Genomic DNA, 23993 nt, shown 5'->3' on the forward strand with positions numbered 1-23993 from the left:
ACGGCAAGAAGAAGCGCCGCCGCGACGAGGAGGACGAGGACGAGTAGCCCCCGCCGCAACTAGGAGACGTGGAAAGGGGCGGGGCGAGCGCCGGTCGAGCGCTCGCCCCGCCCCTTCGCTGTCGTCCGGGGCGCTGCCGGCTACGCCGCCAGGGGGCGGTCGACCGGCAGGGACGTGTCGGTGGCCAGGTGCAGGGTGGACGGCGGAAGGCCGGCGGCCACGACCTCGGCGCCGAGGGCCGCGATCATGGCGCCGTTGTCGGTGCACAGGCGCGGCCGGGGCACGCGCAGGGTGATGCCCGCGTCGGCGCAGCGCTCCGCGGCGAGCGAGCGCAGGCGCGAGTTGGCCGCCACGCCGCCGCTGATCACCAGGTGCTCCACGCCGTGCTCCAGGCAGGCGTCGACGGCCTTGCGGGTGAGCACGTCGACCACCGACTCCTGGAACCCGGCGGCGATGTCGGCCACCGGGAGGTCGCGCCCCTCGCGGACGCCGTCCTCGACCCAGCGGGCGACCGCGGTCTTCAGCCCGGAGAAGGAGAAGTCGTGGGTGCCGTCGCCCCACTTGCCGCGCGGGAAGCGGATCGCCCGGGCGCTGCCCTCGCGCGCGGCCCTGTCGATCGGCGGGCCGCCCGGGTAGGGCAGGCCGAGCAGCCGGGCGACCTTGTCGTAGGCCTCCCCCGCCGCGTCGTCGACGGTGTCGCCGAGCTGCTGCACGTCGGTGGCCAGGTCGCGCACCAGCAGCAGCGAGGTGTGCCCGCCCGAGACCAGCAGGGCGATGGCGGGCTTGGGCAGCGGCCCGTTCTCCAGCTGGTCGACGGCGACGTGGCCGACCAGGTGGTTGACACCGTAGAGGGGCTTGCCCAGCGCCATGGCGTAGGCCTTGGCCGCCGAGACCCCCACCAGCAGCGCGCCGGCCAGTCCCGGTCCGGCGGTGACCGAGATCGCGTCGACGTCGGCGAGGGAGGCCCCCGCCTTGTCGAGGGCACGGTGCACCGTCGGTGTCATGGCCTCCAGGTGCGCACGGCTGGCGACCTCGGGCACCACGCCGCCGAAGCGGGCGTGCTGGTCGACGCTGGAGGCGACCTCGTCGCTGAGCAGCTCGCAGCCGCGCACCAGGCCGACACCGGTCTCGTCGCAGGACGTCTCGATCCCCATGACCAGGGGCAGGTCCCCCGCACTCATCACGCCTTCTCCTCTTCGCCGGACCCGTCGTCCCCGTCGGCCGCATCGCCGAACTCCAGGGCCTCGCCCTGCTCGCCGCCGCCCGTGGCCGCGATCGCCGCGGCGGGCTCCTGGCAGCGCATCACGATGGCGTCGACGCCCCCGCGGTAGTAGCGGCGCCGCACCCCGATCTCGGCGAAGCCGAACCTGCGGTAGAGCTCCTGGGCGCGCGGGTTGTCCGAGCGCACCTCCAGGAACACCTCTTCGACCCCGTGGGTGTAGGCCTGGCCGAGCAGCTCGGTCAGCAGCGCGCGGCCGATCCCGCGGCCCCACCAGTCGCGGTCGACCGCGATGGTCTGCACGTCTCCCTGCGGCGGCACCGCGCGCAGGCCCGCGTACGCCACGACCGGGCCCTCGCCCTCGCCGCCGTCGCCCCGGCCCGCGCCGCGGCATGCGACGAAGTAGTGCCGGCTGGGCTCGGCCAGCTCCGAGCGGACCATGTCCTCGGTCCAGGCGTCGTCGGGGAACATGGCGCGTTCCAGGCCCATCACGGCCGGCACGTCGAACTCGGTCATCGGCCGGATGCGGTATCCGGCGTTCACGCCTGCCACTGGCGCACCTTCTTCGGCGCGCCCGGCTCGGCGGCGTCCGGGCGCCGCAGGTAGAGCGGGCGCGGTCGGGCGAGCTCCTCGCCCGCGGCCAGCCGGCGCAGCGCGACCTCGCCGAGCGCGGCGGCGGTCGGGTAGTCGGGCTCGGGCTCGGCCGCCTGGGGGCCGAACACGTCGGCGTAGAGCCGGGCGCCGTGGCCGATGACGGGCAGCCCTTCGGTGTCCACGGCCGCCGGGACGTCCACGGCGATCTCGCCGGTGCGGGTGCGCGCGTCGGCGTAGCGCGCCCAGAACACCTCTTTCCGGCGGGCGTCGGTGGCGGCGACGAAGGGCTTCTCGCGCCCGGACGCGAACGCGACCGCGTCCAGCGTGGCGACGCCGTGGCAGCCGATGCCCAGGGCCTCGGCCAGGGCGTGTGCGGTGGCCAGACCCACGCGCAGACCGGTGTAGGGGCCGGGGCCGATCCCCACGGCGATGTGCGTGAGGTCGCCGAAGGCGGTGCCGGCCTGGGCCAGCACGTCGTCGATCTGGGGACTGAGCAGCTCGCCGTGGTGGCGGGCGTCCACGGTGGAGGCGGCGGCGCGCACGCGCACGCCGTCGTCGCCCGCTTCGCAGACGGCACTGGTGATGGCCGGAGTCGCGGTGTCGAAAGCCAGGAGAAGCACGGTGATCCAGCCTATTCCGCATCCAGGGCGACGCGGGCCCAGCGCGAGCCGACCCCGGTCAGCGTCACGCCGCGGGTGTCGTCGGGGCGGCGGGAGATGGTGATCTCCAGCCGCTCGTCGGTCAGGTGCTCGGCGATGCCCTCGCCCCATTCGACGGCGGTCACGGACTCGTCGAGCCCGGTGTCGAGGTCGAGGTCGTCGAGCTCCTCGACGCCGCCGAGGCGGTAGGCGTCGGCGTGCACGAGCGCGGGACCGCCGGTCTGCGACGGGTGCACGCGCGCGATGACGAAGGTCGGCGAGGTGATGCGCCCGCGTACGCCCAGTCCTTCGCCGATGCCCTGGGTCAGCGTGGTCTTGCCTGCGCCCAGCGGACCGCTGAGGATCAGCAGGTCGCCGGCGCGGAGCTGTGCGGCGAGGCGGCGGCCGAGCGCGCGCATGGCGGCGTCGGTCTCGGCCGTCACGAACGCCGTGTTCGGTTCGGTCGCGGATTCGGCGCGGGTGGTTTCGGTCATGGGCTCGCAGCGTCGTCTCGGTGGGATGCGGCGGTGGTGGCGTCCACATACCCAGGGTAGGCGGGCCGGGCGAGCGGGTCGGACGCCGCCGGGCCGCCGGTCTCAGCGGGCGCCGTAGACGCGCGGTACGCGGGGGGAGATCCGGGTGACGATCTCGTAGGGAATGGTCCCCAGCACGTCGGCCCAGTCCTGGGCGGTGGGCTCGCCGTCGTCGCCCGGGCCGAAGAGTACCGCCTCGGCGTCGGCTCCGAGGGTGTCGTCGCCGATGTCGACCATGAACTGGTCCATGCACACGGTTCCCGAGACCGTGCGGCGCCGCCCGCCGATCTGCACTGGCCCGGAGTTGGTGGCGGCCCGCGGCACGCCGTCGCCGTAGCCCAGCGGCACCAGCGCGAGGTTGGCCGCGCGGTCGGTGGTGTAGCGGTGGCCGTAGGAGACCCCGCTTCCGGCGGGCACCCGCTTGACCAGGGCGACCGCGGCGCGCAGGGTCATGGCGGGGCGCAGGCCGGTGCCGGCGAGGCCGGGGATGGGGCTCAGCCCGTAGCTCGCGATCCCGGGGCGGACCAGGTCGAAGTGCGTCTCGGGCAGGGTGAGGGTGGCGGCGGAGTTGGCCAGGTGGCGCACCTCGGGCTCCAGCCCGGCCTTGCCGGCGATCTCCAGCGCCTCGTGGAAGGCGGAGGTCTGCGCGGCGATGGAAGGGTGGCCGGGCTCGTCGGCGCAGGCGAAGTGGGAGAACACGCCGGTGACGCGGATGAGCCCGTCGGCTTCGGCGCGGGCGGCCGCGGCGACGGTCTCGGGCCACTGCTCGGCGGTGAGGCCGCCGCGGTTGAGCCCGGTGTCGGCCTTGAGGTGCACGCGCGCCCGTCGGCCGGTCTCGGCGGCGGCGGTGCGGATGTCGGCGACCAGGCCGGGCGTGCTGACGCCCAGGTCGATGTCGGCGGCGACGGCCGCCGACAGGGGCGCGTGCGGCGGCAGGATCCAGGCCACGACGGGGCAGGAGATGCCGGCGCCGCGCAGTTCCAGCGCCTCCTCGATGAAGGCGGTGCCCAGCCACTCGGCGCCGCCGGCCAGCATGGCGCGGGCGGCGGGCAGCATGCCGTGGCCGTAGCCGTCGGCCTTGACCACGCCCATGACCCCGGCGCCGGGCGCGCGCCGCGCGAGGGCGGCGGTGTTCTCACTGATGGCGCCCAGGTCGACGCGGGCTTCAGCGAACGAGGATGGCATGGCCCAAGTCTGGCACGCCCGCGGCGGCGGCGCCCCGCGCTCGTCCCCGCGCGCCCCGCCGGGACCGGCCGATCGGCGAGGGGGCGGCTGCGGCAGGCGCCTACTCCGCGCCCCCGGCCGAGTCCTCGTCCGGCGTTTCCTCCTCGACCAGGCGCTTGAGGCGGGGCAGGGACCGCTCGATGCCGCGCGCGTTGCGGGCCGGGTAGCCGATGAGGATGTAGAAGGCGGGCATCCGGGTGTAGTCGAAGGTCTCGGTCACCCGGGTGGTGCCGTCGTCCAGGGGCTCCAGGCGCCAGCGCCAGATGTGCGCGCCGGCGTGGCGCCACGCGATCAGCCGGTTCTCCTCGTACTCCACGACGCGGTTGGCGGTGCGGTAGGGCAGGCCCATGCGCATGTCCATGCCGAAGCGCGAACCGGGACCCAACGGCGCGGCGTCGCTCCGGGCCCGCTGGACGGTGCCCGAGCCGTCGAACTCGTGGTGGCGGCGGGGGTCGATGATGATGCGGAAGATGCGCTCCGCGGGGGCGTCGATCACCACGCTGCGCGATACCCGGTGCTTGGCCATGCCCGAATCCTCTCAGTCTCGGAGGGGCCGCAAATGCGGTCGCTGCGGTGGTTTCCGTCTCCTCCGGTGCGCGTTCAGCCGCGGGCGGCGTGGCGCTCCATCGCGGCCAGGCCCCGGTCCGCGCGGGACACGTGCAGCACCCAGAAGGTGCCCTTGCGCAGCGAGAGCTGCTGGGGCGCGGGGGCGCCGAGCCGGTCCAGGGCCGCGCGCAGCAGGGGCGGGACCACCTCGCCGTGCGTGCACACCACGGTGGGCAGGCCGTCGTCGATCAGGGCCGCGAAGGTTGCGTCCGCCGCCGCGCTGTCGGCGAACGTCTCGGCGCCCGCGGTCTGCAGGGTGAAGGCGCCCTCGGTGCGGATCCCGGTGCCGTGGGCCGCCGCGTAGGGCATCACGGTCTCGGCGCAGCGAACCGCATGCGAGGTGACCACCCGCGGGGTACCGAGCGTCGGCAGGACGCGCACGAGCTCGTCCGCGTCGGCGCGGCCGGAGGAGTCCAGCGGGCGCAGCAGGTCGTCGCCGTCCCAGCCGCTCTTGCTGCCCGCCGACCCGTGCCTGAGCACGACCAGCGGGAACGTCTCGGCGGGGCCGCTGGCGAAGTTGTCCAGCACCTGGATGTCGTGGCCGTAGGTGACGCGGCGGCGGGCCGCCGCCAGAGGCATCCACTCCAGCGCGTCGATCTCGTCGTTGGGCCGGAATCCGGAGGCCGGGCCGCCGCCGGTTCCGGCGTCATGCGCGGCGGTCGCGGCCCACCATTCGACCTGCTTGGGCCAGCCGTCCTTGAGATAGCGCTGCGGCGGCAGGCGCCGCCCGAGCACGGGGCGCATTCCGGTCTCCTCCAGGCCCTCGCGCACGGCGGCGCTGAGCAGGTGCTCGCTGCTCTTGAGCTTGCCCTTGGGCAGGCTCCAGTCGGCGCGGTCGGGCCGGTGCACGAGCGCGACCTCGCGCTCCTCGGGGGTCTCGCCCCGCCACAGCACGGTTCCGGCGGCGCGGATGGGCTCCAGGTAGCCGCCGGGGGCCGTGTCGCGCGGGGGGAAGGCGCTGGTGGTCGTGATCGGGTCGTCCGGGTGGTCAGCCATCTGCTACGGACCGCAGGTGGCGGTCGCCGCGCAGCGCACTCTGCAGTTCCAGGAGCCGCTCACCCGCACCGTCGCGGGTGGCCCGTTCCCAGGTGCCGTCGGGCGCCATCCGCCACGAGGCGGTGCCCTCGGCCATGGCCAGGTCCATCAGCTCCACCAGGCGGGCGCGCTGGGCGGGATCCTCGATCCTGATCAGCGCCTCGACCCGCCGGTCCAGGTTGCGCGGCATGAGGTCGGCGCTGCCGATCCACACCTGCGGTTCCCCTCCGTTCTCGAAGACGAAGATCCTGGAGTGTTCCAGGAACCGTCCGAGGATACTGCGCACCCGGATCGTCTCGGATACCCCCTCCAGGCCCGGCCGCAGGACGCAGCTGCCGCGCACCCAGAGGTCGACGGGCACGCCGGCCCGCGACGCCTCGTAGAGGGCGTCGACGATCTCCTCGTCGACCAGGGAGTTGACCTTGATGCGGATGCGGGCGGGTGCGCCGCGCGCGTGGCCGTCCATCTCGCGGCGGATGCTGTGCAGCAGCCCGTCGCGCAGTCCGGTGGGCGCCACCATCAGCCGGCGGTACTCGGACTTGCGGGAGAATCCGGTGAGGTGGTTGAAGAGGTCGCTGAGGTCCTCGCCGACCTCGGGTTCGGCGCTGAGGAGCCCGAAGTCCTCGTAGACGCGGGCGGTGCTGGGGTTGTAGTTGCCGGTGCCGACGTGGCAGTAGCGGCGCAGCACGCCGTCGTCGTCCCGGCGCACGACCAGGGCGAGCTTGCAGTGGGTCTTCAGGCCGACGACGCCGTAGACGACGTGGCAGCCCGCCTCTTCGAGCTTGCGCGCCCACAGGATGTTGTTCTGCTCGTCGAACCGGGCCTTGATCTCGACGAGGACCACGACCTCCTTGCCGGCGCGGGCGGCCTCGATCAGCGACTCCACGATCGGGGAGTCGCCGCTGGTGCGGTAGAGGGTCTGCTTGACCGCGACCACCGCGGGATCGGCGGCCGCCAGGGCGAGGAAGCGCTCGGTCGTGGTCGTGAAGGACTCGTAGGGATGGTGGACCAGCAGCTCGCCGCTGCGGACGGCGTCGAAGAAGCCGTCCTGGGCCAGCGCGTTGGGCTCGGCCGGCACCACCGGGGCGAACCGCAGCTCCGGGCGCGGGAGGTCGGCGATCCGGTCCAGCCCGGCGAGGTTGAGCGGTCCGGGCACCCGGTAGACCTCGCGCTCCTCGGCGCCCAGCTCGCGCCGCAGGATGTCCAGGACGTCCTCGGAGATGGTCTCCTCGACCTCCAGCCGCACGAGCGGGCCGAAGCGGCGCCGCCGCAGCTCGTTCTCCAGGGACTGCACGAGGTCGTCGGTCTCGTCCTCGTCGACCTCCAGGTCGGCGTTGCGGGTGACGCGGAAGGCGTGGTGCTCCAGCACCTCCATGCCCTCGAACAGCACGGACAGGTGCCCGGCGACGACGTCCTCGGTGGGCACGAAGCGGTCGCCGCCCAGGTCGATGAAACGGGGCAGGGCCGAGGGCATCTTGACGCGGGCGAACATCGTCCGCCCGGTGCGGGGGTCGCGGACGGTGACCGCGAGGTTGAGCGAGCGGCCGGAGATGTAGGGGAAGGGGTGCGCGGGGTCGACCGCGAAAGGGGTGAGCAGCGGGTACACGGAGCCGTGGAACAGGGCGCGCATCCGCGCCTGCTCGTCGGCGCCGAGGTCGTCCCAGCGCACGATGCGGATGCCGGCTTCGGCCAGCGCGGGCGCCACCGACTCGTGCAGGCACCGCGCCTGGCGCAGCATCAGCTCGCGGGAGACGTCGGAGACGCGCTGCAGCAGCTCGCCGGGGTGGTGGCGGGTGGCGGAGGTGACGGCCACGCCGGTGGCCAGGCGCCGCTTGAGCCCGGCGACGCGGACCATGAAGAACTCGTCCAGGTTGCTGGAGAAGATCGCCAGGAACCGGGCCCGCTCCAGCAGCGGGATCTGCGCGTCCTCGGCCAGTTCGAGCACCCGCTGGTTGAACCGCAGCCAGCCCTCCTCCCGGTCGAGGAAGCGATCAGCGGGCAGATCGCCGCTTTGTCCCGTAACAACCGGTTCCGCACTCACGCTGGCAGGGTCCCCCATTCCGCTGAATGCGGGTCGGCCGCCCGGTGTCCGCGCGGTGACGCGGACCGGCGCGCCGATACCCGCGCCCGTACCGATCTCCGGAGTGTTCCCGCACAGCACGTCGCGACGCCGAAACGGGGACGCCCGTCGAGATTTCGGGCACAAGGGGCGCCGCGGGAGGTAACGGTCCCTTCGTGTCAGCCGCCCCCGTCGGCGGCCGCTCCGCCCGCGGCGACCGCGGCGACGACGGCGCCCTCGATCGACTGGATCACGTCGCGCACCGCGCGCCCGATGTCGTCGCCCGCCATGACCGCCTTGATGCGCCTGCGCCGGTCGCCCCCAGGGATGTCGGGGAACAGTTTGGCGTCCAGTTTGACCGCGCCGACCAGCGCGACCAGCGCCGCCGAACGCGGGTCGGACCCGCTGTAGCCCAGCAGCACCGAGCGCAGCCGGTGGACGGCCTGCTCGCGGCTGCCCGGCGCGGCCGGGCGGTAGTCGTCGGTCGGGAAGATCCCCAGAACGCGGCCCTGCTCGTGCGCCAGCGCGCCGACGGACACCGCGCGGCCGAGCAGCCGCTTGCGCAGCGCGCCCTTGTTCATCCGCTGGACCCACCACTTGACCTTCCGCGCCTTGGGCTGGGCCGCGATCTGGTCGACGGCTCCGTCGACGTCGGGGTCGCCGGTGCGGTGGCGGCCGGACACGTGCAGGTGCCCGCCGCCGTCGAGCGCGGTCATGCCGGCCAGCACGGTCTCGGCGATCAGAGCACCGGCCAGCCCGCACTGCAGCCGGTTGGCGTCGACCAGCGGACGCCCGGTGTCGGGCCGGTAGGCGAGCAGCAGCAGGTCGTCGGTGAGGATGTGCGACTGGGCCGGCGGGTTCATCTCTCTCCTGGCGCAACGGGGATCACCCGGCCATTGTCCCAGCGCGGAACCGCCCGTTTCAGACCGCATCCGGCCACCCGGCGCACCGGCCCGCGCCGCGCACGGCCCCCTACATGAGCTGCAGCGCCGGCAGGACCCGGAGCAGCAGGGTGGCGCTGCGCAGCAGGATGTTCAGCCAGATGTTGCGATAGCACGCCCAGATGTAGCCCTGCAGCAGCCCGACGACCGCGTAGAACACCGCGGCGTGCCCGACCCCGAACTCGACCAGCTCCGACTCGGACGAGAAGTCGCCGTACTCCGACAGGAACACGCTGACCACCGTGAACAGCGCCACCGACAGCAGGATTCCGGGCCAGCGCCCGACCACGACCTCCAGGCGCGACTGCACCAGAGCGCGGAAGAACATCTCCTCGGGCACCGCCACCGCGGCCACGATCGCCAGCACGGCCGCGGCCAGGACCAGCGGACCGAGGACCGAGCCCCGGATGATGTCCGAGATCGCGAGCAGGGACAGGCCCGCCACCGCGGCGGCGGGGACGAGGCCCATCCAGCGCCAGCGCTCGGTCACCCGCATCGCCACCGTGGGCATCACCGTGCTGTATCCGGCGATCGTGAACCCGCCGAGGTCCACCACGATCAGCGGAAGCACGAACAGGAACAGGATGCGGACGGGAGGCATCATCACCTCCCAGCTCACCCCGGGCAGGAAGACCTCGGCGAAGTAGGAGACCCCGAGGGTCGCGACGAGGAACACCGCGAGCAGCAGGAGCAGCCAGGTCAGCTCGTAGGGCATCGAGTGCCCTTCCAGCGCCCGCCTGACCCGCTGGTCGAGCTTCCTTCGCTGGCTGCGGTCGGCGAGGAGCGCGGCCAGTACGATCCCGGTCGCCATCGGGACCAGCAGCGAATCGTGCGTCGTCTTCACGGGGGCCTCCCCGTGGAACGGCACGTACCCGGTCATCACGAAAGCGGCGGCCAGGGCCGTCACCACCACCGCGGCGCCCCACCTCAGTAACCGTCCGAATACCTTCGCCACCGGCCTCCCCCCAGCTCGGAGCCTCAGTCTCTCCTCTATGGAGGGAAAGGTGACGCAATGGCAACGGTATGTCGTTACTCTCCGTTTTTTTACTTTCCGCCGAGGAAAGTCGCGGCGCGGGAGCCGCGGGTGCGCGGAGGCGGCGGCCGTGCGACGAGGCGCCGAGCGTCCGCGGGAAGGCGCGCGAAGGTGCGCGAAGGCCGGTACGGAGGGCCGCGGGGCAGGGCGTACCGCGGGACCGCCGCGGACGCGGCTCCCTGCAGGGAGGGGGTGCAGGGAGCCGCGCCGGGCCGGGATCAGCCGCTTTCGAGCACGGCCTTGAGGAACTGCTTGGTGCGGTCCTCCTGGGGGTCGCCGAAGATCTGCTCGGGCGGACCCTCCTCGGCGACCTGGCCCTGGTCGAACATCAGCACCCGGTGCGAGACGTCGCGCGCGAAGCTCATCTCGTGGGTCACGCACAGCATGGTGATGTCCGTGGTCTGGGCGATGTTGCGCAGCACGTCCAGCACGCCGGCGACGAGCTCGGGGTCGAGTGCCGAGGTGACCTCGTCCAGGAGCAGGATCTGCGGGCGCATGGCCAGCGCGCGGGCGATCGCCACGCGCTGCTGCTGGCCGCCGGAGAGCTGGGTGGGGTGGGCGTCGATCTTGTCGCTCAGCCCCACAAGGTCCAGCAGCTCCTCGGCCCGGTGGTTGGCCTCGGCCTTGTCCACGCCGAGGCTGTGCACGGGGCCCTCGGTGATGTTCTTGCGCACGCTCATGTTCGGGAACAGGTTGAACTGCTGGAACACCATTCCGATGCTCTGGCGTGCGCGGCGCATGTGGGCCTCGTTGGCCTTCACCAGCTTGCCGCCGCGCTCCATGTGCGACAGCGGCCGGCCGTTGACCCAGATGACGCCGCCGTTGATCCTCTCCAGCGTCATGAGCAGGCGCAGGATCGTCGTCTTGCCCGACCCGCTGGGGCCGATGAGCGTGACCCGCTCGCCCGGCTCGACGCGGAAGTCCAGCTCGTTGAGCACGACGTTGCTGCCGTACTGCTTGACCACGTTGTCGAATCGGATGATCTCGTCGCCGGGTGCCTCCTGCGCGGACTGCGCCCCGGCGGCCTCCGTACTCTCAGACTGCTGCATAACGGCGCTCCAGACGTCGGATGATGACCGCGGAGGGCACGCTCACGGCCAGGAAGAACAGGCCGACCAGGGTGTAGGCCTCCATGCTGCGGAACGCCTCGGTGCCGATCGCCTTGGCCACGAACAGCATCTCGGCCACGGTGATGGCGAACAGGTAGGGCGTGTCCTTGAACATGGAGATGAGGTAGTTGCCCAGGGCCGGAATGACCTTGCGGATCGCCTGGGGCAGCACGACGGCGCCCCACACCCGCAAGGGCGGCAGGCTCAGCGCGCGGCAGGCCTCCCACTGGCCCTTGGCCACGCCCTCGATCCCCGAGCGGTAGACCTCGGCGGTGTAGGCCGCGTAGTGCACGCCCAGCACCGCGATCCCGATGGTCAGCGGCGTGATGGTCGGCGGCGCCAGCGCGAACACGAACAGCAGCTGCACCAGCACCGGCGTGGTCCGGATGAACTCGAAGACCACGAAGACCACCGGGCCGATGTAGTCGACCCTGCGGAGGACGGCCACGAGCAGTCCCAGCGCCAGTGCCACGACGTAGCCGATCACCGTCGCCTCGATGGTGACGACCAGCCCTTGCAGCAGCTGCGGGATGATGCTGATCGCGAAGTCGGTGTCCCAGATCACTTGGCCGCCCCCACTCTCGTTCCGGGTGTCGGCGGACGCAGCAGCGACAGCAGCCCGCCGCCGCCGGCCGTCGACCTGCCCAGCCGCCGGTTGGCCTGGCGCTCCAGCATCCGCATTCCGAAGATCAGGAGCTGGGCGATGACGAAGTACATGACCATGGCGCTGCCGTAGGCCAGGACCGTGTTGCCGGTGCTGGACTGCTGCTTGCTGGCGACGTCGGCGAGGTCGGCGACCCCGATCAGCGACACGATGGCCGAGGCCTTCATCAGTTCGATGATCAGATTGCCGAACGTCGGCAGCATCTGCGCCCAGGCCTGCGGCAGCAGGACCAGCCACATCCGCCGCGCCCACGACATGTTCAGCGCGATGGTCGCCTCGGTCTGCGCCTTGGGCACCGCGTTGATCGCCGCACGCACGACCTCGGCGCCGTAGGCGCCCACGTTCAGCCCGAGGGCCAGGATGCCGGCGAACATCGGGGAGAGCTCATAGGCCGTGATCTGCGGGATGGCGTAGGCGAACCAGAACAGCAGCACCAGCGCGGCCACGCCGCGAAAGGCCTCGGTGTAGGCCGTCGCGACGGCGCGCGCCGCCGGGTTGCGCAGTGTGCCCAGGATGCCGATCGCCATCGCGAGGACGAACGCCAGGAGCGAGCCCAGCACCGTCATGAGCAGGGTTATGAGGGCGCCGTCCAGGTAGACGGGGAACCGGTTGAGGAAGAAGTCCACTCCTGAACCCTTACTCCGAGCACAGCTCTTCGGTGGTCAGGTCGCCCGGGTGGGCGGCCTCGTCGAACCCGAACTCCTTGCCGATCTCCGTCAGCCGGCCGTTCTCCTTGAAGTCGGCCAGGACCTTGTTGAACTCCTTGAGGAACTCCTTGTTCTCCTTGCGGAAGGCGAACCCGCCGGCGGGCTTGACCTCCTCGCCGTCGACCACCGGGGTGAAGCCGTCGGTGACCTCGAAGTCCTCCTGCATGCCGCGCTGCTCCATCTGGTAGTTCAGGGAGAACGTGCTCAGCCCGACGGCGTCCACGCGGCCCTTCTCCAGCAGGTCGAGCATCTGCACGGCGTTGTCGCCGAGGGTCATCTGGTCCTTCTTCACGCCCGCGCCCTCGGCGTAGTTCTGCTCCACCGAGGCGTTGAGCACCGCGACGGTCACGTCGGGCTGCTCGGCGATCGACTGGTAGGTCTCCAGGTTCTTGGGGTTGCCCTTGGGCACCATGAACGCTTCGAGCACCTTGTAGTCGGGCTCGGCGAAGGCGACCTCCGCGCAGCGCTCCGGCGTGATGTACATGCCGGCGGCGACCACGTCGTAGCGGCCCGCTTTCAGGCCGGGGATCAGGCCGTCCCAGCTGACGGTCTCGGCCTCGATCTTGTCGATGCCCATCTCCTTGACGATCGCCCGCAACAGCTCCGGGGCCTCGCCGGTGACCTGGCCGTTGTCGTCCATGTAGCCGAACGGCGGCTCGTTGTTGATCGCGGCCTTGATGGTGCCCTTCTCGCGCAGGCTCTCCAGCAGAGTCTGCCCCGCGGCGGGCTCGGTGCGTGAGCACGCGGCAAGCCCCGGCCCCGCCGCGAGCGCGGCGGCGGTGACGCCGCCGGCACGGAGCAGGTCGCGGCGGCCGAGGTGACCCAGGGGACTGCTGTTGCTCATAGCTTCTCTCCTCGTCGCGAAACTAAGGGGTAGGCGAACAGCGCGGCGCTCCCTCCCGCGCGGGGAAGGAGCGCCGTGCGGCGGTACGGACATGCGTGGCCCAGAGACGAATCCCGGCCGGGTCAGGGGGACGGGGCCGTCTCAGTACCCCCGGTCACGCGGGGCGCCCGGCACCAACCGGCGCCTGCGTCTTCCGTGCCCATGATCGGTCAGGGCTAACGGCGTCGGAATAGCACGTTATGCACTGGTTATCCCGGTCCGTGGCCGGGACCGGCCCCGTAACGATCGCGCCACGGCGGGCGCACCTGCTCGGCCGGGGTGCGCCGTCAACTCACCGGAGTGAAGTCGCGGGCGCCCAGGAAGTGCGGCCGCGGCTCGGACGCGGCGAAGGGCGTCTCGCACGTGTTCTCGACGCTGTTGTAGACGATGAACACGTTGGAGCGCGGGAACGGCGTGATGTTGCCGTTGGAGCCGTGCATGCAGTTGGCGTCGAACATGAGGGCCCCGCCCGCGGGCCCGGTCAGCACGTCGATGCCGTGCTGTTCGGCCAGGATCGACAGGCTGTTCTGGTCGGGCGTGCCGACCTTCTGCTTCTTGAGCGACTCCCGGTAGTGCTCGTCGGGGGTCTCGCCGACACAGGAGACGAAGGTCCGGTGCGACCCCGGCATGATCATCAGCGAGCCGTTGTGCTCGTAGTTGTCGGTGAGCGCGACGGAGATGCTCACCGCCCGCATCCGGGGCATGCCGTCCTCGGCGTGCCAGGTCTCGAAGTCGGAGTGCCAGAAGAAGTCGGTGCCGGAGAACCCGGGCTTGTAGTTCACCCGGCTCTGGTGGATGTAGACGTCGGAGCCCAGGATCTGGCGCGCACGGCCGACGAGCCGCGGGTCGCGCACCAGCTCGGCGAAGACCGGGCTGATCCTGTGCACCTCGAAGACGGACCGCACCTCGTCGGACGCCCGCTCGACGACGACGCGCTCGTCCTTCTTGAGCTCGTCGTCGGAGCTGAGCCGTGCCAGCTCGGCGCGGTAGCCCTCCAGCTCGTCCCGAGTGATCAGGGACTCGACCTGCAGATAGCCCTTGGCGTCGTAGGAGGCCAGCGTCTCGGCGTCGATCGGGCCGCTCGCCGCGTCGCCGCAGACGGCGGGGTCCTTGCGGTAGAGCAGCGCCGGAGTCTGCTCCTTGCGGGTCGGGTAGTCGTCCATGGTCGGCTGCTCGATGTTCGTCGTCAACGCAGTCATGGCCATACCCCGGAGGGATTCGCTCCTTTCGTTGCCGCGCGGCGTCCGGTGGCCGCGTCACCTTCTCGTCGTCGTGCTCGTCCCGCTCCTTTGCGACGTGCCCGCGGGCGCTCGTGCGCCCGCCGTCCGACCGCCGCTCGTGCGCGGCGGTGCCAGCGAAGCCGGGGCCGGTGCGGCGCGCGCACCGGCCCCGGGAGGCCGGGTGCGGAGGACGCCGCACCGGCCGGGTTCGCCTACTGGGAGGGGGTCTCCTCGGTCAGCAGGGGGTACACACCGTTCTCGTCGTGGACCTCGCGGCCGGTGACCGGCGGGTTGAACACGCACAGCACCCGGAAGTCGGTCTTCGGGCGCACCGTGTGGTGCTCGTGGCCGTTGAGGAGGTACAGCGTGCCCGGCGTGATGAGGTGCGTCTCACCCGTCTCGTCGTTGGTGACCTCGGCCTCGCCCTCGATGCAGTGGACGAGCTCGATGTGGTTGGCGTACCACATGCTGGTCTCGGTCCCCGCGTAGAGGACGGTCTCGTGGAACGAGAACCCGACCTTGTCCTTGGCCAGGACGATCCGGCGGCTGCGCCAGGTCTCGGTCTGGATGTCGGCGTCGGTTCCGTCGACATCGCTCATGCTGCGCACGATCACGGTGCATGCTCCTATTGCTTGCTCGTGTTGGCCGGAGTGCGGGGTTCCGGGCGGCCGGCCCGGAACCCCGCTGTACCTTCTACAGCCAATTGTGGGGGCGCCGCACCCCTGATACCACCGCTGGTCAGGCGGGCTGCGGGGTCTTCATCGCGGCGCGGGCCGCCTCGGCGATGATCTCCAGGCCCTGCTCCAGCTCCTGCTCGGTGGTGGTCAGCGCCGGCAGCAGCTTGGCGACCTCGTCCTCGGGGCCGGAGGTCTCCAGCAGCAGGCCGCGCTCGAAGGCCTCGCGGCTGAGGACCTTGGCCGCGCCCGGGCGCTCCAGCACCAGGCCGCGGGCCATGCCGCGGCCGCGGACGTGGGCCTCGTCGGATCCCAGCTCGTCGGCGACGGCGCGCAGGCGGCGGTCGATCAGCTGCCCCTTGGCCTCGGTGGCCTTCTGCAGGGAGTCGTCGCGCCAGTAGGTGCGCATGGCGGCGGTACCGGTGACGAACCCGGGGTTGGGCCCGCGGAACGTGCCGTTGTGCTCACCGGGCTCCCATACGTCCAGCTCGCGCTTGAACAGCGTGAGCGCCATCGGCAGGCCGTAGCCGCTGATGGACTTGGACAGGGTGACGATGTCGGGCTTGACGCCGGCGTGCTCGAAGCTGAAGAACGGGCCGGTGCGGCCGCAGCCCATCTGGATGTCGTCGACGATGAACAGCATGTCGTACTCGTGGCAGACCTCCTGGAGGCCGCGCAGCCACTCGGCGCTGGCGACGTTGATGCCGCCCTCGCCCTGCACCGTCTCGACGATCACCGCGGCGGGCGCGTCGAGGCCGCTGCCGCTGTCCTCCAGCATGCTGCGGAACCACAGGAAGTCCGGCGTCTGGCCGTCCATGTACTTGTCGAAGGGCATGGTGGCCGAGTGGCTCAGCGGTACGCCGGCGCCGCCGCGCTTCATCGAGTTGCCGGTGACCGCGAGCGCACCCAGGGTCATGCCGTGGAACCCGTTGGTGAAGCTGATGACGGTCTCGCGGCCAGTGTACTTGCGGGCCAGCTTGAGCGCCGCCTCGACGGCGTTGTTCCCGGCGGGGCCGGGGAACTGCACCTTGTAGTCGAGCCCGCGCGGTTCGAGGATCGTCTCGCCGAAGGTCGCCAGGAAGTCGCGTTTGGCGGTCGAGTACGCGTCGAGGCTGTGCACGATCGCGTCGCTCATCAGGTAGTCGATGAGTTTGGATTTCAGCTCCGGGTTGTTGTGCCCGTAGTTGAGGGAACCGGCACCCGCGAAGAAGTCGAGGTAGGGTCGCCCCGACTCGTCGTAGACGTAGCTGCCCCGCGCCTCGTTGAAGACGACCGGCCAGCTACGGCAGTAGCTGCGGACTTCGGATTCGAGGCGTTCGAAGATCTCCATCGTGAGTTCCTTGAGTCCTTTCCCCAGTTTCATGGGGTCACTGATGTGGCGCGTGGGGGTCGGGTCGGTCAGGCTCGGGTGTCAGGTCGGATGTCAGGTGTCGGCGGACGTGCTGCGGTCGTGTCCGGTCGGCCCAGTGGACCGATGCGGACCAGGTCCTCCGGTTCGTGCCCTTCGCCGTCGCCGGGGAAGTGCTCCCGCCCGAACAACGGATTCCACACCGCTGTGCATCCCCGGGACCGCGCGAAGGACTCGAACAGCGCGCGCGAGGCGGCGTTGTCCGGTGTCACCGTGGCCTCCAGGTGGGACAGCCCGCGTGCGGCGATACGGTCGCCGATCTCGTCGAGCATGCGGCGTGCCAGCCGCCGCCCGCGGAAGTCTGGGTCCACGCCCACCTGCCACAGGAAGTAGGTGTCGGGGTGGTCGGGTCGGACGAACCCGGTGACGAAACCGCGCGGCCGCCCTTCGCCGTCCCGGGCGACGACGCTGGTCGAGGCGAAGTCCCGGCTCCAGAGCGTGTACGCGTAGGGCGAGTTGATGTCGAGCCCGGCGTCGCGGGCCAGCCGCCACAAGTCGGGGCCGTCGGCGAGGGAGGGCTGCTGCAGGCGCACGCCGTCGTCCGCCGCCGGGCCGCCGACTACAGCGGGCTTATCCCCGTAGCCGGACACGGCGCTGGTGTCGTCGTCGGTCTGTTGGTCAGGCACGTCGATGGAACATAGCGAACGTTCCTGAGCAGCGTTTCCGGACGCCGAACGGCATATGTTTCGGCCGTGTTTCGCGGGGTATGGCTTGTTTATTTTGCCCCGGTCGTCACTTTGCGTCGCCGTGAGGGGGGTCCGGGCACCTGCCGAATCGGTGCCGTGCACGCCATGCTCACCAGGGGGTTCGGACGACCGCCCGGGAGCCGCCGAGGGCGGGGGCGACGCAAGCCGGTAGAGGAGATTGTGCCTGTTGCCGGGCAAACATAGGGAGACCGCGAGCGGATTTTAAGCGTGTGTTAAGTCACACGAATTCGGATGAATCCTCGCGACACAGCCTTCCGGCCGCCGCCGGGAAGTGCGGCCCCTCCTGCCGCACTGCGGGGCGGCCGCCGCGCATCCCCGCGTTCACCCGCCTTGCGGGGGCACGACCCGGACCCGCGCGCCGGCTCCGCGGCGGGACAGCGGGCCGTCCGGGACCCACCGGCATCCCGCACGCAACTCCGCGCGATCGGGGGGTAGCGGCCGCCGCAGTGGCGGTCCGCTCCGCCGGGGGGCCGGTGCCGACGGATCCGAGGCGTGTGCGGACTTGAAGCGAGTCGAAGAATTTTGGCAGACTTTTCGTAGTACGACTATCCGTAGTACTACGATGGGTCGCATCGCGATGGAGCGGCGGCGACCGCCCCTCCGCCTCGCGACCAGACACGTCCGGCGCGCGCCATCCGGCCATGAGCGCCTCGCGCGAAGGACCGGCCAGGGAACGGAGGCTCCTGGTGAACCGCCTTTACCACGACAGCGAAGACTGGGTCGAGCAGGGCGCTTGCCGCCAGTACGACCCGGAACTCTTCTTCCCCGTCAGCACGACGGGCCCCGGGCAGAACGACGCGGAGCTCGCCAAGGCCATCTGCCGTACCTGCGCGGTGCGCTCGGAGTGCCTGAGCTGGGCCCTGCGCGCCGGCGAGCCGCACGGCGTATGGGGCGGCACGACGCCCGAGGACCGCCGCTACATGCGCCGCCAACCCCTGCCCGTGGCCTCCTAGGCCGCCGCACCGGCCGCTCCCCTCGTCGGGGGCGGCGCGTACCGACCGGCCTGCCCCGGCCGGGGCGGGCGGTGGACGGCGGCCGGGCGCCGGCGGGGTGCCGTCGGCTAGGTTGTGGAGTCGCGCGGCCCCGCGGACACCGGGAGCGCGGTGCCGCGTGCGCGCCGGCAGCGCGCGTGCGCCGGGCGCCGCGCAGCAGGCACCCGGGCGCACTCCAGCCGCACAGCACACCCCACCCCTCGAAGGGACTCCGCCGATGAACCTGGCCACCCCCGCAGCGCCCGCAACGGCCGGACCTGACGGCCGGCGGCGCCCTTCGGCGGCGCGGCGCCCGGCGGTCGTCGCCGCCGCCCTGCTGGGCTCGCTGGCGCTCGCGACCGCGACGGCGCCCGGCGCCCTCGCGCACGACACCCTCATCGACTCCTCGCCGAAGGACGGTGCCGAGCTGGACACCGCGCCCGGGGAGGTGGTGCTGACCTTCAGCAGCGACATCGGACAGGGCTCCAACGCCATCGTGGTGACCGGCCCCGAGGGCGAGAACCACGAGGAGGGGCAGGTCGAGGTCGACGGCCCCGAGGCCGCGATCGGCCTGGGCGAGCTGCCCGCCGCCGGCGAGTACACCGTCGCCTACCGCACCGTCTCCTCCGACGGCCACACGCTGGAGGACGAGATCACCTTCTCCCTCACCGAGGAGGCGGTGCCGGAGTCCGGCCCCTCCCCCGAGGAGGAGGCCTCGGCCCAGGACGGCGACGGGGGCGGCAGCGGCGCGGAGGCCGAGGAGTCGCCCGCGGCGCAGTCGCCCACCGATCCCTCGAACTCCATGCTCGGGCCGGTCGGCGCCGTGGTCGCGGGGATCGCCGTCCTCGCGCTCATCGCGATCCTGGTCATCCGCATGCGCAACCGCCCCGGCGCCGGAGGCGGGAACGGCTGACGCCGGGACCCCGCCCGGGGTGATCCCGTAGCCGCCACGTGCGCACGCGCACGGTGACGCCGGCTACGGGATCAACGGCCCCGGGGGCGGGTGTGCTCCGCCATCAGACGCGGCGGGCCAGCAGAATGCTGATGTTGTCGCGGCCGGAGGCCTCCATGGCGGCCTGCCACAGGCCGTGCACCGCTCCCTCGTCGCTGCCGGCCTCGGCGATGATGCGCTCCATCTCCTCCAGCGGGACCAGGTCGGAGAGGCCGTCGCTGCACATCAGCCAGGCGCCCGGGTCGGGCTCGTTGTCGCGGCCCACGTGCGGCACCATCGCCGTGCTGCCGCTGCCGCCCAGCGACTGGGTGATGAAGTTCGTCGTGACCGGCTTGCCGTCGTCGGAGGGGGGCAGCGGCGGTGAGTCGTCCTGGGACAGCTGGCGCAGCCGCGTGCCCTCCAGCCGGTACGTGCGGGAGTCGCCGACGTTGAACCAGAAGTTGCCGTCGGTGTTGAGGAGCAGGCCGGCCACCGTCGTACCCATCCCGGAGAACTCCGTGTGCTGGGTGGCGTGGTCCTTGATCTCCTCGTCGATGTTCTTGAGCAGGACGTCGACGTCGTCCGGACTCGTCAGGCGCGGGCTCATCTCCGCCATGCGGTGGACGGCGTGCTCGGAGGCGATCTCGCCGGCGGCGTGCCCGCCGAGCCCGTCGGCGACCGCCAGGATCACCGGCTCGCCGACCGGCAGTACGCACCGCACCGGCATGGTCATGTTGGCGCTGGCGATGGTGAGCGCACCCATGACGACGGCGTCCTCGTTGGCCGTGCGTACAGCGCCCCGGTGCGTGAGGGCCGTGACCGTGACTTCCCCACCAGCGACACCCATACGCCCAACCTCCTGTTTCAACGGCAGTACCTGCCGAACAGTCCCAAGCGGCGCCTGGCCGTACGGGAGGCCGCGGCGCGTTGATCATGCAACCGTATCGGGGGACCGCTGACTGTGGTCAAAATCCGCCTACATCATGGCGGAAATCGCCCTCATACGCAGTTCCCGATCCGCTCGTCGCCCCCAAAGTACGGGGGCGCCCACCGCTTCGGCGAGCATCCGTCGGCCGGATGCGACGAACAGCCGCAAAACGTGCGGACTCCGCCGCTACTGCAGATGCGGAACCTGCGCCACTCCTACCACTTCACCGGTGCGCCCGTCGTCGGCCGCCAGTTCCACCACCGCGGCGGCGACGGCCGCATCGGTGTCGGCGGCATGCGGGATCAGGCAGTTCAGCCGCATCCGGCGCCCGCTCAGCGAGCCGGCGAGGGAGCGCAGCGCAGCGCGCGCCTGCGGACCGCCGCCCGGTGCTCCGTGCTCTCCCAGAACGACCGCGGCGGCGCCGTCGCCGAGGAACGGCCGCGCGCCGCGCACGGCTCCCAGCGCGGGCGTGATCCCCGAGCCGCGCGGCCGATGCGCGGGGGGCGCCGCCGCCACGGCCGCGCCGAGCCCGCCCGTGCGGTCGTCCCCGCGCGCCGCACCCACCGCGGCCCCGTGGACGACCAGCAGGTCCACCGCACCGAACTCCAGCGCCGTGTAGGCGACCGCCGCACGGCCGTCGCTCTCGCTGGCCGGATCGCAGTGGATCGGCAGCGACCAGGCGCCCAGCGACGAGACGAGCCCCGCGGCCTGCAGCACCGGGTCGTCGCCCAAGCGCCGGCGCGGCACCGGCCGCGCGCCGGGCGCCGACCCGGCAAGCCCGGTGGTGTCGGCCAGCCCGACGGCGGCGCCCTCCTTGGCCAGGGCCGCCGCCACGGCGCGTCCGGAGCCGCGGCCCGCCGGCCCGCCGAGCACCAGTGCCCGGCGCCCGCGCAGGGCGCCGCGTGCCGTGTAGCCCGGCAGCGGGTCGCGCGCCCGGGCGGTCGCTCCCCCGCGGTCGCCGCCCGTGCGCCCGGGTGGCCGCGCAGTCATGGTTCCTCGCTACTTCTCGGCAACAGGCGACTCCTACGCGGCCAACCGTGCCCGAGGGAACACCCGCCAAACGCGCCCCGAGTGTCCCAGCGCGCCCCGCCCGAACTGCGTCGCAGGTCGGGGACTTCCTTGTTGGGCCGTCGCGGCTCTGGCATAATCGGGGCCGTTGGGTGTCTAAGACGCAGACACACCGACGTTCGCGCGCTCGCCGCGGCGCTGTTCCATCGCGCCTGCGTTCTCAGCGAGCGCTTTTCGTATTTCCGCGAACGCTCGAAGGTGTGATCTCCATGCGTCTGCCCGGTTTCCGCTGTCATCCGGACCCTCCTACCCCTTCCCGCCCGTCGCCCGCCGCCTCCGCCCCGCGTGGAGGCGCCGCGCGCCGACGCGGCCGTCCTTCGGTCGCCGGACTCCCGGCCCCAAGCGCCGCCGGATCCCCCTCCGCCGCCTTGCGCGCGGACGCGCCGCTGCCGAGCCCCGCCGAGTCCGTCCCGCCGGCACCGCGGCTTCGCGCGCCCGTCGGCGCCGCGACGTGCGCTGCAACGCAATCCTGCGGCCCTGCTCCTGCTTTCGCGCCGGGTCGTCGTCTCGCCGTGAGGAGTCACACGTGAAGATCGCCATGGTCGCCGAGCACGCCAACCCGCTTCCCGCCCACAAGGGCGAACCCGCCTGCGGTGACAGCGTCCAGATCGCCGCGCTCTCCCGCCAGCTGGCCAAGGCCGGGCACCGCGTGACCGTCTACGCCCGCCGACACGCGCCCGACCTGCCCGAACGCTCGCGCATGGGCCGCGGCGTCGCCGTCGAGCACCTCGCGGCCGGGCCCCAGCGCCGCCTTGAGGAGGGGGCCGCCGCCGAGCACACCGGTACCTTCGCCCGGGAGCTGGGCGAGCGGATCGCCGAGGACCGCCCCGACGTGCTGCACGCCTTCGGCTGGACCAGCGGGCTCGCCGCGGTCTCGGCCGCCCAGGCCGCGGGCGACGAGGGCGGCCGGCCGCGCCTCGTGCAGACCTTCCACGCGCTCAACGCCGCCGAGCAGCGGGCCGGGCTGCCCGAGCGGACCGACCGCGCCCGCATCGAGGCCGCGGTCGCCGGGCGCGCCGACCACGTGCTGGTCGCCTCCGCCGACCAGCGCTTCGAGCTCGCGCGCATGGGCCTGCCGCGGGACCGGGTCAGTGTCGTCCCCAGCGGCGTGGACACCGACCACTTCAGCTCCGAGGGCGGCACCTCCGCTGACACCTGGAGTCCGCGCAAGAACGGCCGCCTGCGCATGGCCTCGGTGACCGACCTGGCGGCCGGCGGCGCCGATGTGCTGATCGCCACACTGCGCCGGCTGCCCGACGCCGAGCTGACGCTCGTCGCCGGGCCCGCGCAGGTCGAGCTGCCGCTGAACGACGACGCGCGGCGCCTGGAGCTGCTCGCCAAGGAGGCGGGGGTGGACGACAGGCTCAGCCTCACCGGCCCCCTCGACCGCAAGGAGCTGCCCCGGCTGCTGCGCTCCGCCGACGTCTACGTCTCCGGCGCCGCCTACGAGCCCTGCGGCGGCGCCGTGCTGGAGGCCATGGCCTGCGGGCTCCCGGTGGTCGCCCGCGGAGCCGGGATCGTCAACGAGGCCGTGCTGCACGGCACGACCGGCACGCTGCTGCGCCAGGCCCGGCCCGATGCGCTGGCCCGCGCCGTGCGCTCGCTGACGGCCGAGCCCACCATGGCGACGGCTTACGGCATCGCCGGCTGCGACCGCGCTGCCTCGCGGTTCACCTGGGAGCGGGTCGCGGCCGAGACCGAGCGCGTCTACCGGCGAGCCTGCCCTGAGGCGGAGGGCGAGCTGCCCTACGCCGCGGGTGATGGTGCACACTAGTCGGCGTTCGGGCGCCGACTGTGCGGCCGGCGCCCGTGCGGACCGGACGGGGCGGCGGCTGCGGCTGGGAGGGCTGCCGGGGTGAGACCATGACGTCGCGCGCTGAGACGGCCGGGACCCATGCGGACCGGACCGCGGACTTTCAGCACCGGGGTGTGTTCTTCTCCTCCGCGGAGGACCTGCGCGGCCGTGTCCTGCCGCGGCTGCGCGCCGCGCTGGACAGCGGCGACCGCGCGGTACTGGGCGTCGCGAAGCCCACCCGCGCAGCGCTCCTGGCGGGACTGCCGCCCGCCGGCGCCGCCGCGGTGGAGTGCGTCGAGCGCGACGAGCTCTACACCGCGCCCGGCCGCACCCTGGCGACCCTGTACGGGCGCGCCCGCACCGAGCATCCCCGCCCGGTGCTCGTTGTGGGCGAGCCTCCCCTTCCGGTGGACGACCCGATGCGGCTGCGTGAGTGGCACCGGCTGGACTCGGTACTGACACGCGCACTGGCCGGCACCCGGCTGCGGCTGCTGTGCCTGCACGACAGCCGCGCCCTGCCCGCCCGCGTGCAGCACGACGTGCGGCGCACCCACCCGGTGCTGGTGGCCCGGGGCGACGAGCACGGCAGCCCCGACTACGTCGAGCCGGCCGACTTCAGTGCTCCCGACCTCGCCCGCCTGCTGCCGGCGCCCGCCGGCGAGCGGCGCAGCCTGGAGATCGACCCCGATCTCGCGTCGCTGCGCACGGCGGTCACCGAGCTCGCCGAGAAGGCCGAGGTACCGCCCGAGCGGCTGGGCGACCTGGTCCTGGCGGTCAACGAGCTGGCCGCCAACGCCGTCGAGCACGGGCGCGGCGGCGGGACCGTCACCCTGTGGCGCAGGCCCGGCTGGATCGTGTGCGACATCGCCGACCGGGGGCCCGGCCTGCGCGACCCCCTGTCGGGCTACGCCCCGGCCGACCCGCTCGGCCCGCGCGGCTACGGCCTGTGGATAACCCGGCAGGTGTGCGACTTCATGGAGATCACCGCCGACGCCGACGGCACGCTGGTCAGACTGCACTTCCGCGCCTGAGCCGGCGGAAGCCGC

The 23993-nt window shown here is 72.5% G+C and carries 24 protein-coding genes; 4 read left to right on the forward strand and 20 right to left on the reverse strand.

The window, feature by feature from the left end; translation table 11 throughout:
* Positions 1 to 140 precede the first annotated feature (140 nt).
* The 18 genes from tsaD to ectA all read right to left on the reverse strand — a co-directional run bounded on the left by tsaD (position 141) and on the right by ectA (position 17041).
* Positions 141 to 1181 carry a tRNA (adenosine(37)-N6)-threonylcarbamoyltransferase complex transferase subunit TsaD gene (tsaD, locus tag ABEA15_RS10645; protein WP_344142770.1) on the reverse strand — a complete coding sequence of 347 codons (1041 nt, stop codon included), beginning with the start codon at positions 1179 to 1181 and terminating at the stop codon, positions 141 to 143.
* Positions 1181 to 1771, reverse strand: coding sequence for a ribosomal protein S18-alanine N-acetyltransferase (gene rimI, locus ABEA15_RS10650; protein WP_425579378.1), 591 nt, complete (start codon positions 1769 to 1771; stop codon positions 1181 to 1183). The genes tsaD and rimI overlap by 1 nt, the downstream gene beginning before the upstream one ends.
* Entirely contained in the window at positions 1759 to 2433 is a 675-nt protein-coding gene (tsaB, locus tag ABEA15_RS10655; RefSeq protein WP_345556504.1) for a tRNA (adenosine(37)-N6)-threonylcarbamoyltransferase complex dimerization subunit type 1 TsaB, read from the reverse strand. The genes rimI and tsaB overlap by 13 nt, the downstream gene beginning before the upstream one ends.
* 11 nt (positions 2434 to 2444) lie before the next feature.
* Positions 2445 to 2945 carry a tRNA (adenosine(37)-N6)-threonylcarbamoyltransferase complex ATPase subunit type 1 TsaE gene (gene tsaE / locus ABEA15_RS10660; RefSeq protein ID WP_345556506.1) on the reverse strand — a complete coding sequence of 167 codons (501 nt, stop codon included), beginning with the start codon at positions 2943 to 2945 and terminating at the stop codon, positions 2445 to 2447.
* A 102-nt stretch (positions 2946 to 3047) separates the two neighbouring features.
* Positions 3048 to 4169, reverse strand: a complete 1122-nt coding sequence (gene alr, locus ABEA15_RS10665) for an alanine racemase (RefSeq protein WP_345556507.1) — start codon at positions 4167 to 4169, stop codon at positions 3048 to 3050.
* Between the two features lie 100 nt (positions 4170 to 4269).
* Entirely contained in the window at positions 4270 to 4734 is a 465-nt protein-coding gene (locus tag ABEA15_RS10670) for an SRPBCC family protein (protein ID WP_345556508.1), read from the reverse strand.
* A 74-nt stretch (positions 4735 to 4808) separates the two neighbouring features.
* Entirely contained in the window at positions 4809 to 5810 is a 1002-nt protein-coding gene (locus ABEA15_RS10675) for an NUDIX domain-containing protein (protein WP_345556509.1), read from the reverse strand.
* Entirely contained in the window at positions 5803 to 7908 is a 2106-nt protein-coding gene (locus tag ABEA15_RS10680) for an RNA degradosome polyphosphate kinase (protein WP_425579379.1), read from the reverse strand. Before ABEA15_RS10680 ends, ABEA15_RS10675 begins: the two co-directional genes overlap by 8 nt.
* Before the next feature lie 179 nt (positions 7909 to 8087).
* A complete protein-coding gene (locus ABEA15_RS10685) occupies positions 8088 to 8771 on the reverse strand; it encodes a GOLPH3/VPS74 family protein (protein ID WP_344142763.1) in 684 nt (227 codons plus the stop codon).
* A 109-nt stretch (positions 8772 to 8880) separates the two neighbouring features.
* The gene (locus ABEA15_RS10690; RefSeq protein ID WP_345556511.1) at positions 8881 to 9804 is read right to left on the reverse strand and encodes a CPBP family glutamic-type intramembrane protease; all 924 of its coding nucleotides are present in this window, start codon (positions 9802 to 9804) and stop codon (positions 8881 to 8883) included.
* A 296-nt stretch (positions 9805 to 10100) separates the two neighbouring features.
* Positions 10101 to 10931, reverse strand: coding sequence for an ectoine/hydroxyectoine ABC transporter ATP-binding protein EhuA (ehuA, locus tag ABEA15_RS10695; RefSeq protein WP_344142760.1), 831 nt, complete (start codon positions 10929 to 10931; stop codon positions 10101 to 10103).
* Positions 10918 to 11556 (reverse strand): ectoine/hydroxyectoine ABC transporter permease subunit EhuD, encoded by a 639-nt coding sequence (gene ehuD, locus ABEA15_RS10700; protein WP_344142758.1) that lies wholly within the window; start codon positions 11554 to 11556, stop codon positions 10918 to 10920. Before ehuD ends, ehuA begins: the two co-directional genes overlap by 14 nt.
* The gene (gene ehuC, locus ABEA15_RS10705; protein ID WP_344142757.1) at positions 11553 to 12281 is read right to left on the reverse strand and encodes an ectoine/hydroxyectoine ABC transporter permease subunit EhuC; all 729 of its coding nucleotides are present in this window, start codon (positions 12279 to 12281) and stop codon (positions 11553 to 11555) included. The genes ehuD and ehuC overlap by 4 nt, the downstream gene beginning before the upstream one ends.
* A 10-nt stretch (positions 12282 to 12291) precedes the next feature.
* A complete protein-coding gene (gene ehuB, locus ABEA15_RS10710; RefSeq protein ID WP_344142756.1) occupies positions 12292 to 13206 on the reverse strand; it encodes an ectoine/hydroxyectoine ABC transporter substrate-binding protein EhuB in 915 nt (304 codons plus the stop codon).
* Positions 13207 to 13532: 326 nt separating this feature from the next.
* Positions 13533 to 14444, reverse strand: a complete 912-nt coding sequence (gene thpD / locus ABEA15_RS10715) for an ectoine hydroxylase (RefSeq protein WP_345556512.1) — start codon at positions 14442 to 14444, stop codon at positions 13533 to 13535.
* A gap of 233 nt (positions 14445 to 14677) precedes the next feature.
* Positions 14678 to 15079, reverse strand: coding sequence for an ectoine synthase (locus ABEA15_RS10720; protein ID WP_344142754.1), 402 nt, complete (start codon positions 15077 to 15079; stop codon positions 14678 to 14680).
* Between the two features lie 124 nt (positions 15080 to 15203).
* On the reverse strand, positions 15204 to 16469 hold the full coding sequence (ectB, locus tag ABEA15_RS10725) for a diaminobutyrate--2-oxoglutarate transaminase (protein WP_344142753.1): 1266 nt from the start codon (positions 16467 to 16469) through the stop codon (positions 15204 to 15206).
* A gap of 68 nt (positions 16470 to 16537) precedes the next feature.
* Entirely contained in the window at positions 16538 to 17041 is a 504-nt protein-coding gene (ectA, locus tag ABEA15_RS10730) for a diaminobutyrate acetyltransferase (protein ID WP_425579380.1), read from the reverse strand.
* A gap of 899 nt (positions 17042 to 17940) precedes the next feature.
* Here ectA and ABEA15_RS10735 point away from each other — a divergent pair.
* Positions 17941 to 18207 (forward strand): WhiB family transcriptional regulator, encoded by a 267-nt coding sequence (locus tag ABEA15_RS10735; RefSeq protein ID WP_344142752.1) that lies wholly within the window; start codon positions 17941 to 17943, stop codon positions 18205 to 18207.
* 256 nt (positions 18208 to 18463) lie between these two features.
* The gene (locus ABEA15_RS10740; RefSeq protein ID WP_345556514.1) at positions 18464 to 19138 is read left to right on the forward strand and encodes a copper resistance CopC family protein; all 675 of its coding nucleotides are present in this window, start codon (positions 18464 to 18466) and stop codon (positions 19136 to 19138) included.
* A 103-nt stretch (positions 19139 to 19241) separates the two neighbouring features.
* Here ABEA15_RS10740 and ABEA15_RS10745 read toward each other — a convergent pair whose 3' ends face one another.
* Together ABEA15_RS10745 and ABEA15_RS10750 are read right to left on the reverse strand one after the other, a co-directional pair.
* Positions 19242 to 20003: a PP2C family protein-serine/threonine phosphatase gene (locus tag ABEA15_RS10745; RefSeq protein WP_345556515.1), complete on the reverse strand. Its 762-nt coding sequence runs from the start codon at positions 20001 to 20003 to the stop codon at positions 19242 to 19244.
* Between the two features lie 267 nt (positions 20004 to 20270).
* Positions 20271 to 21074 carry a Rossmann-fold NAD(P)-binding domain-containing protein gene (locus tag ABEA15_RS10750; protein ID WP_345556516.1) on the reverse strand — a complete coding sequence of 268 codons (804 nt, stop codon included), beginning with the start codon at positions 21072 to 21074 and terminating at the stop codon, positions 20271 to 20273.
* Positions 21075 to 21678: 604 nt separating this feature from the next.
* Between ABEA15_RS10750 and ABEA15_RS10755 the strand changes: the two genes are divergently transcribed.
* Together ABEA15_RS10755 and ABEA15_RS10760 are read left to right on the forward strand one after the other, a co-directional pair.
* Entirely contained in the window at positions 21679 to 22926 is a 1248-nt protein-coding gene (locus tag ABEA15_RS10755) for a glycosyltransferase (RefSeq protein ID WP_345556517.1), read from the forward strand.
* 89 nt (positions 22927 to 23015) lie between these two features.
* The gene (locus ABEA15_RS10760) at positions 23016 to 23978 is read left to right on the forward strand and encodes an anti-sigma factor RsbA family regulatory protein (RefSeq protein WP_345556518.1); all 963 of its coding nucleotides are present in this window, start codon (positions 23016 to 23018) and stop codon (positions 23976 to 23978) included.
* Positions 23979 to 23993 lie beyond the last annotated feature (15 nt).

It is taken from the genome of Streptomonospora halophila, assembly GCF_039542725.1.
Classification (GTDB): Bacteria; Actinomycetota; Actinomycetes; order Streptosporangiales; family Streptosporangiaceae; genus Streptomonospora; species Streptomonospora halophila.

Excerpts from the sequence above, each read along its gene's own strand:
- ehuA (WP_344142760.1), bottom strand. The coding sequence starts at position 10,931 with ATGCAGCAGTCTGAGAGTACGGAGGCCGCCGGGGCGCAGTCCGCGCAG.
- ABEA15_RS10680 (WP_425579379.1), bottom strand. The coding sequence starts at position 7,908 with ATGGGGGACCCTGCCAGCGTGAGTGCGGAACCGGTTGTTACGGGACAA.
- ehuB (WP_344142756.1), bottom strand. The coding sequence starts at position 13,206 with ATGAGCAACAGCAGTCCCCTGGGTCACCTCGGCCGCCGCGACCTGCTC.
- thpD (WP_345556512.1), bottom strand. The coding sequence starts at position 14,444 with ATGACTGCGTTGACGACGAACATCGAGCAGCCGACCATGGACGACTAC.
- ectB (WP_344142753.1), bottom strand. The coding sequence starts at position 16,469 with ATGGAGATCTTCGAACGCCTCGAATCCGAAGTCCGCAGCTACTGCCGT.
- alr (WP_345556507.1), bottom strand. The coding sequence starts at position 4,169 with ATGCCATCCTCGTTCGCTGAAGCCCGCGTCGACCTGGGCGCCATCAGT.
- ABEA15_RS10760 (WP_345556518.1), top strand. The coding sequence starts at position 23,016 with ATGACGTCGCGCGCTGAGACGGCCGGGACCCATGCGGACCGGACCGCG.
- ABEA15_RS10745 (WP_345556515.1), bottom strand. The coding sequence starts at position 20,003 with ATGGGTGTCGCTGGTGGGGAAGTCACGGTCACGGCCCTCACGCACCGG.
- tsaD (WP_344142770.1), bottom strand. The coding sequence starts at position 1,181 with ATGAGTGCGGGGGACCTGCCCCTGGTCATGGGGATCGAGACGTCCTGC.
- ABEA15_RS10670 (WP_345556508.1), bottom strand. The coding sequence starts at position 4,734 with ATGGCCAAGCACCGGGTATCGCGCAGCGTGGTGATCGACGCCCCCGCG.
- ABEA15_RS10740 (WP_345556514.1), top strand. The coding sequence starts at position 18,464 with ATGAACCTGGCCACCCCCGCAGCGCCCGCAACGGCCGGACCTGACGGC.
- tsaE (WP_345556506.1), bottom strand. The coding sequence starts at position 2,945 with ATGACCGAAACCACCCGCGCCGAATCCGCGACCGAACCGAACACGGCG.
- ABEA15_RS10675 (WP_345556509.1), bottom strand. The coding sequence starts at position 5,810 with ATGGCTGACCACCCGGACGACCCGATCACGACCACCAGCGCCTTCCCC.
- ABEA15_RS10750 (WP_345556516.1), bottom strand. The coding sequence starts at position 21,074 with ATGACTGCGCGGCCACCCGGGCGCACGGGCGGCGACCGCGGGGGAGCG.
- ABEA15_RS10685 (WP_344142763.1), bottom strand. The coding sequence starts at position 8,771 with ATGAACCCGCCGGCCCAGTCGCACATCCTCACCGACGACCTGCTGCTG.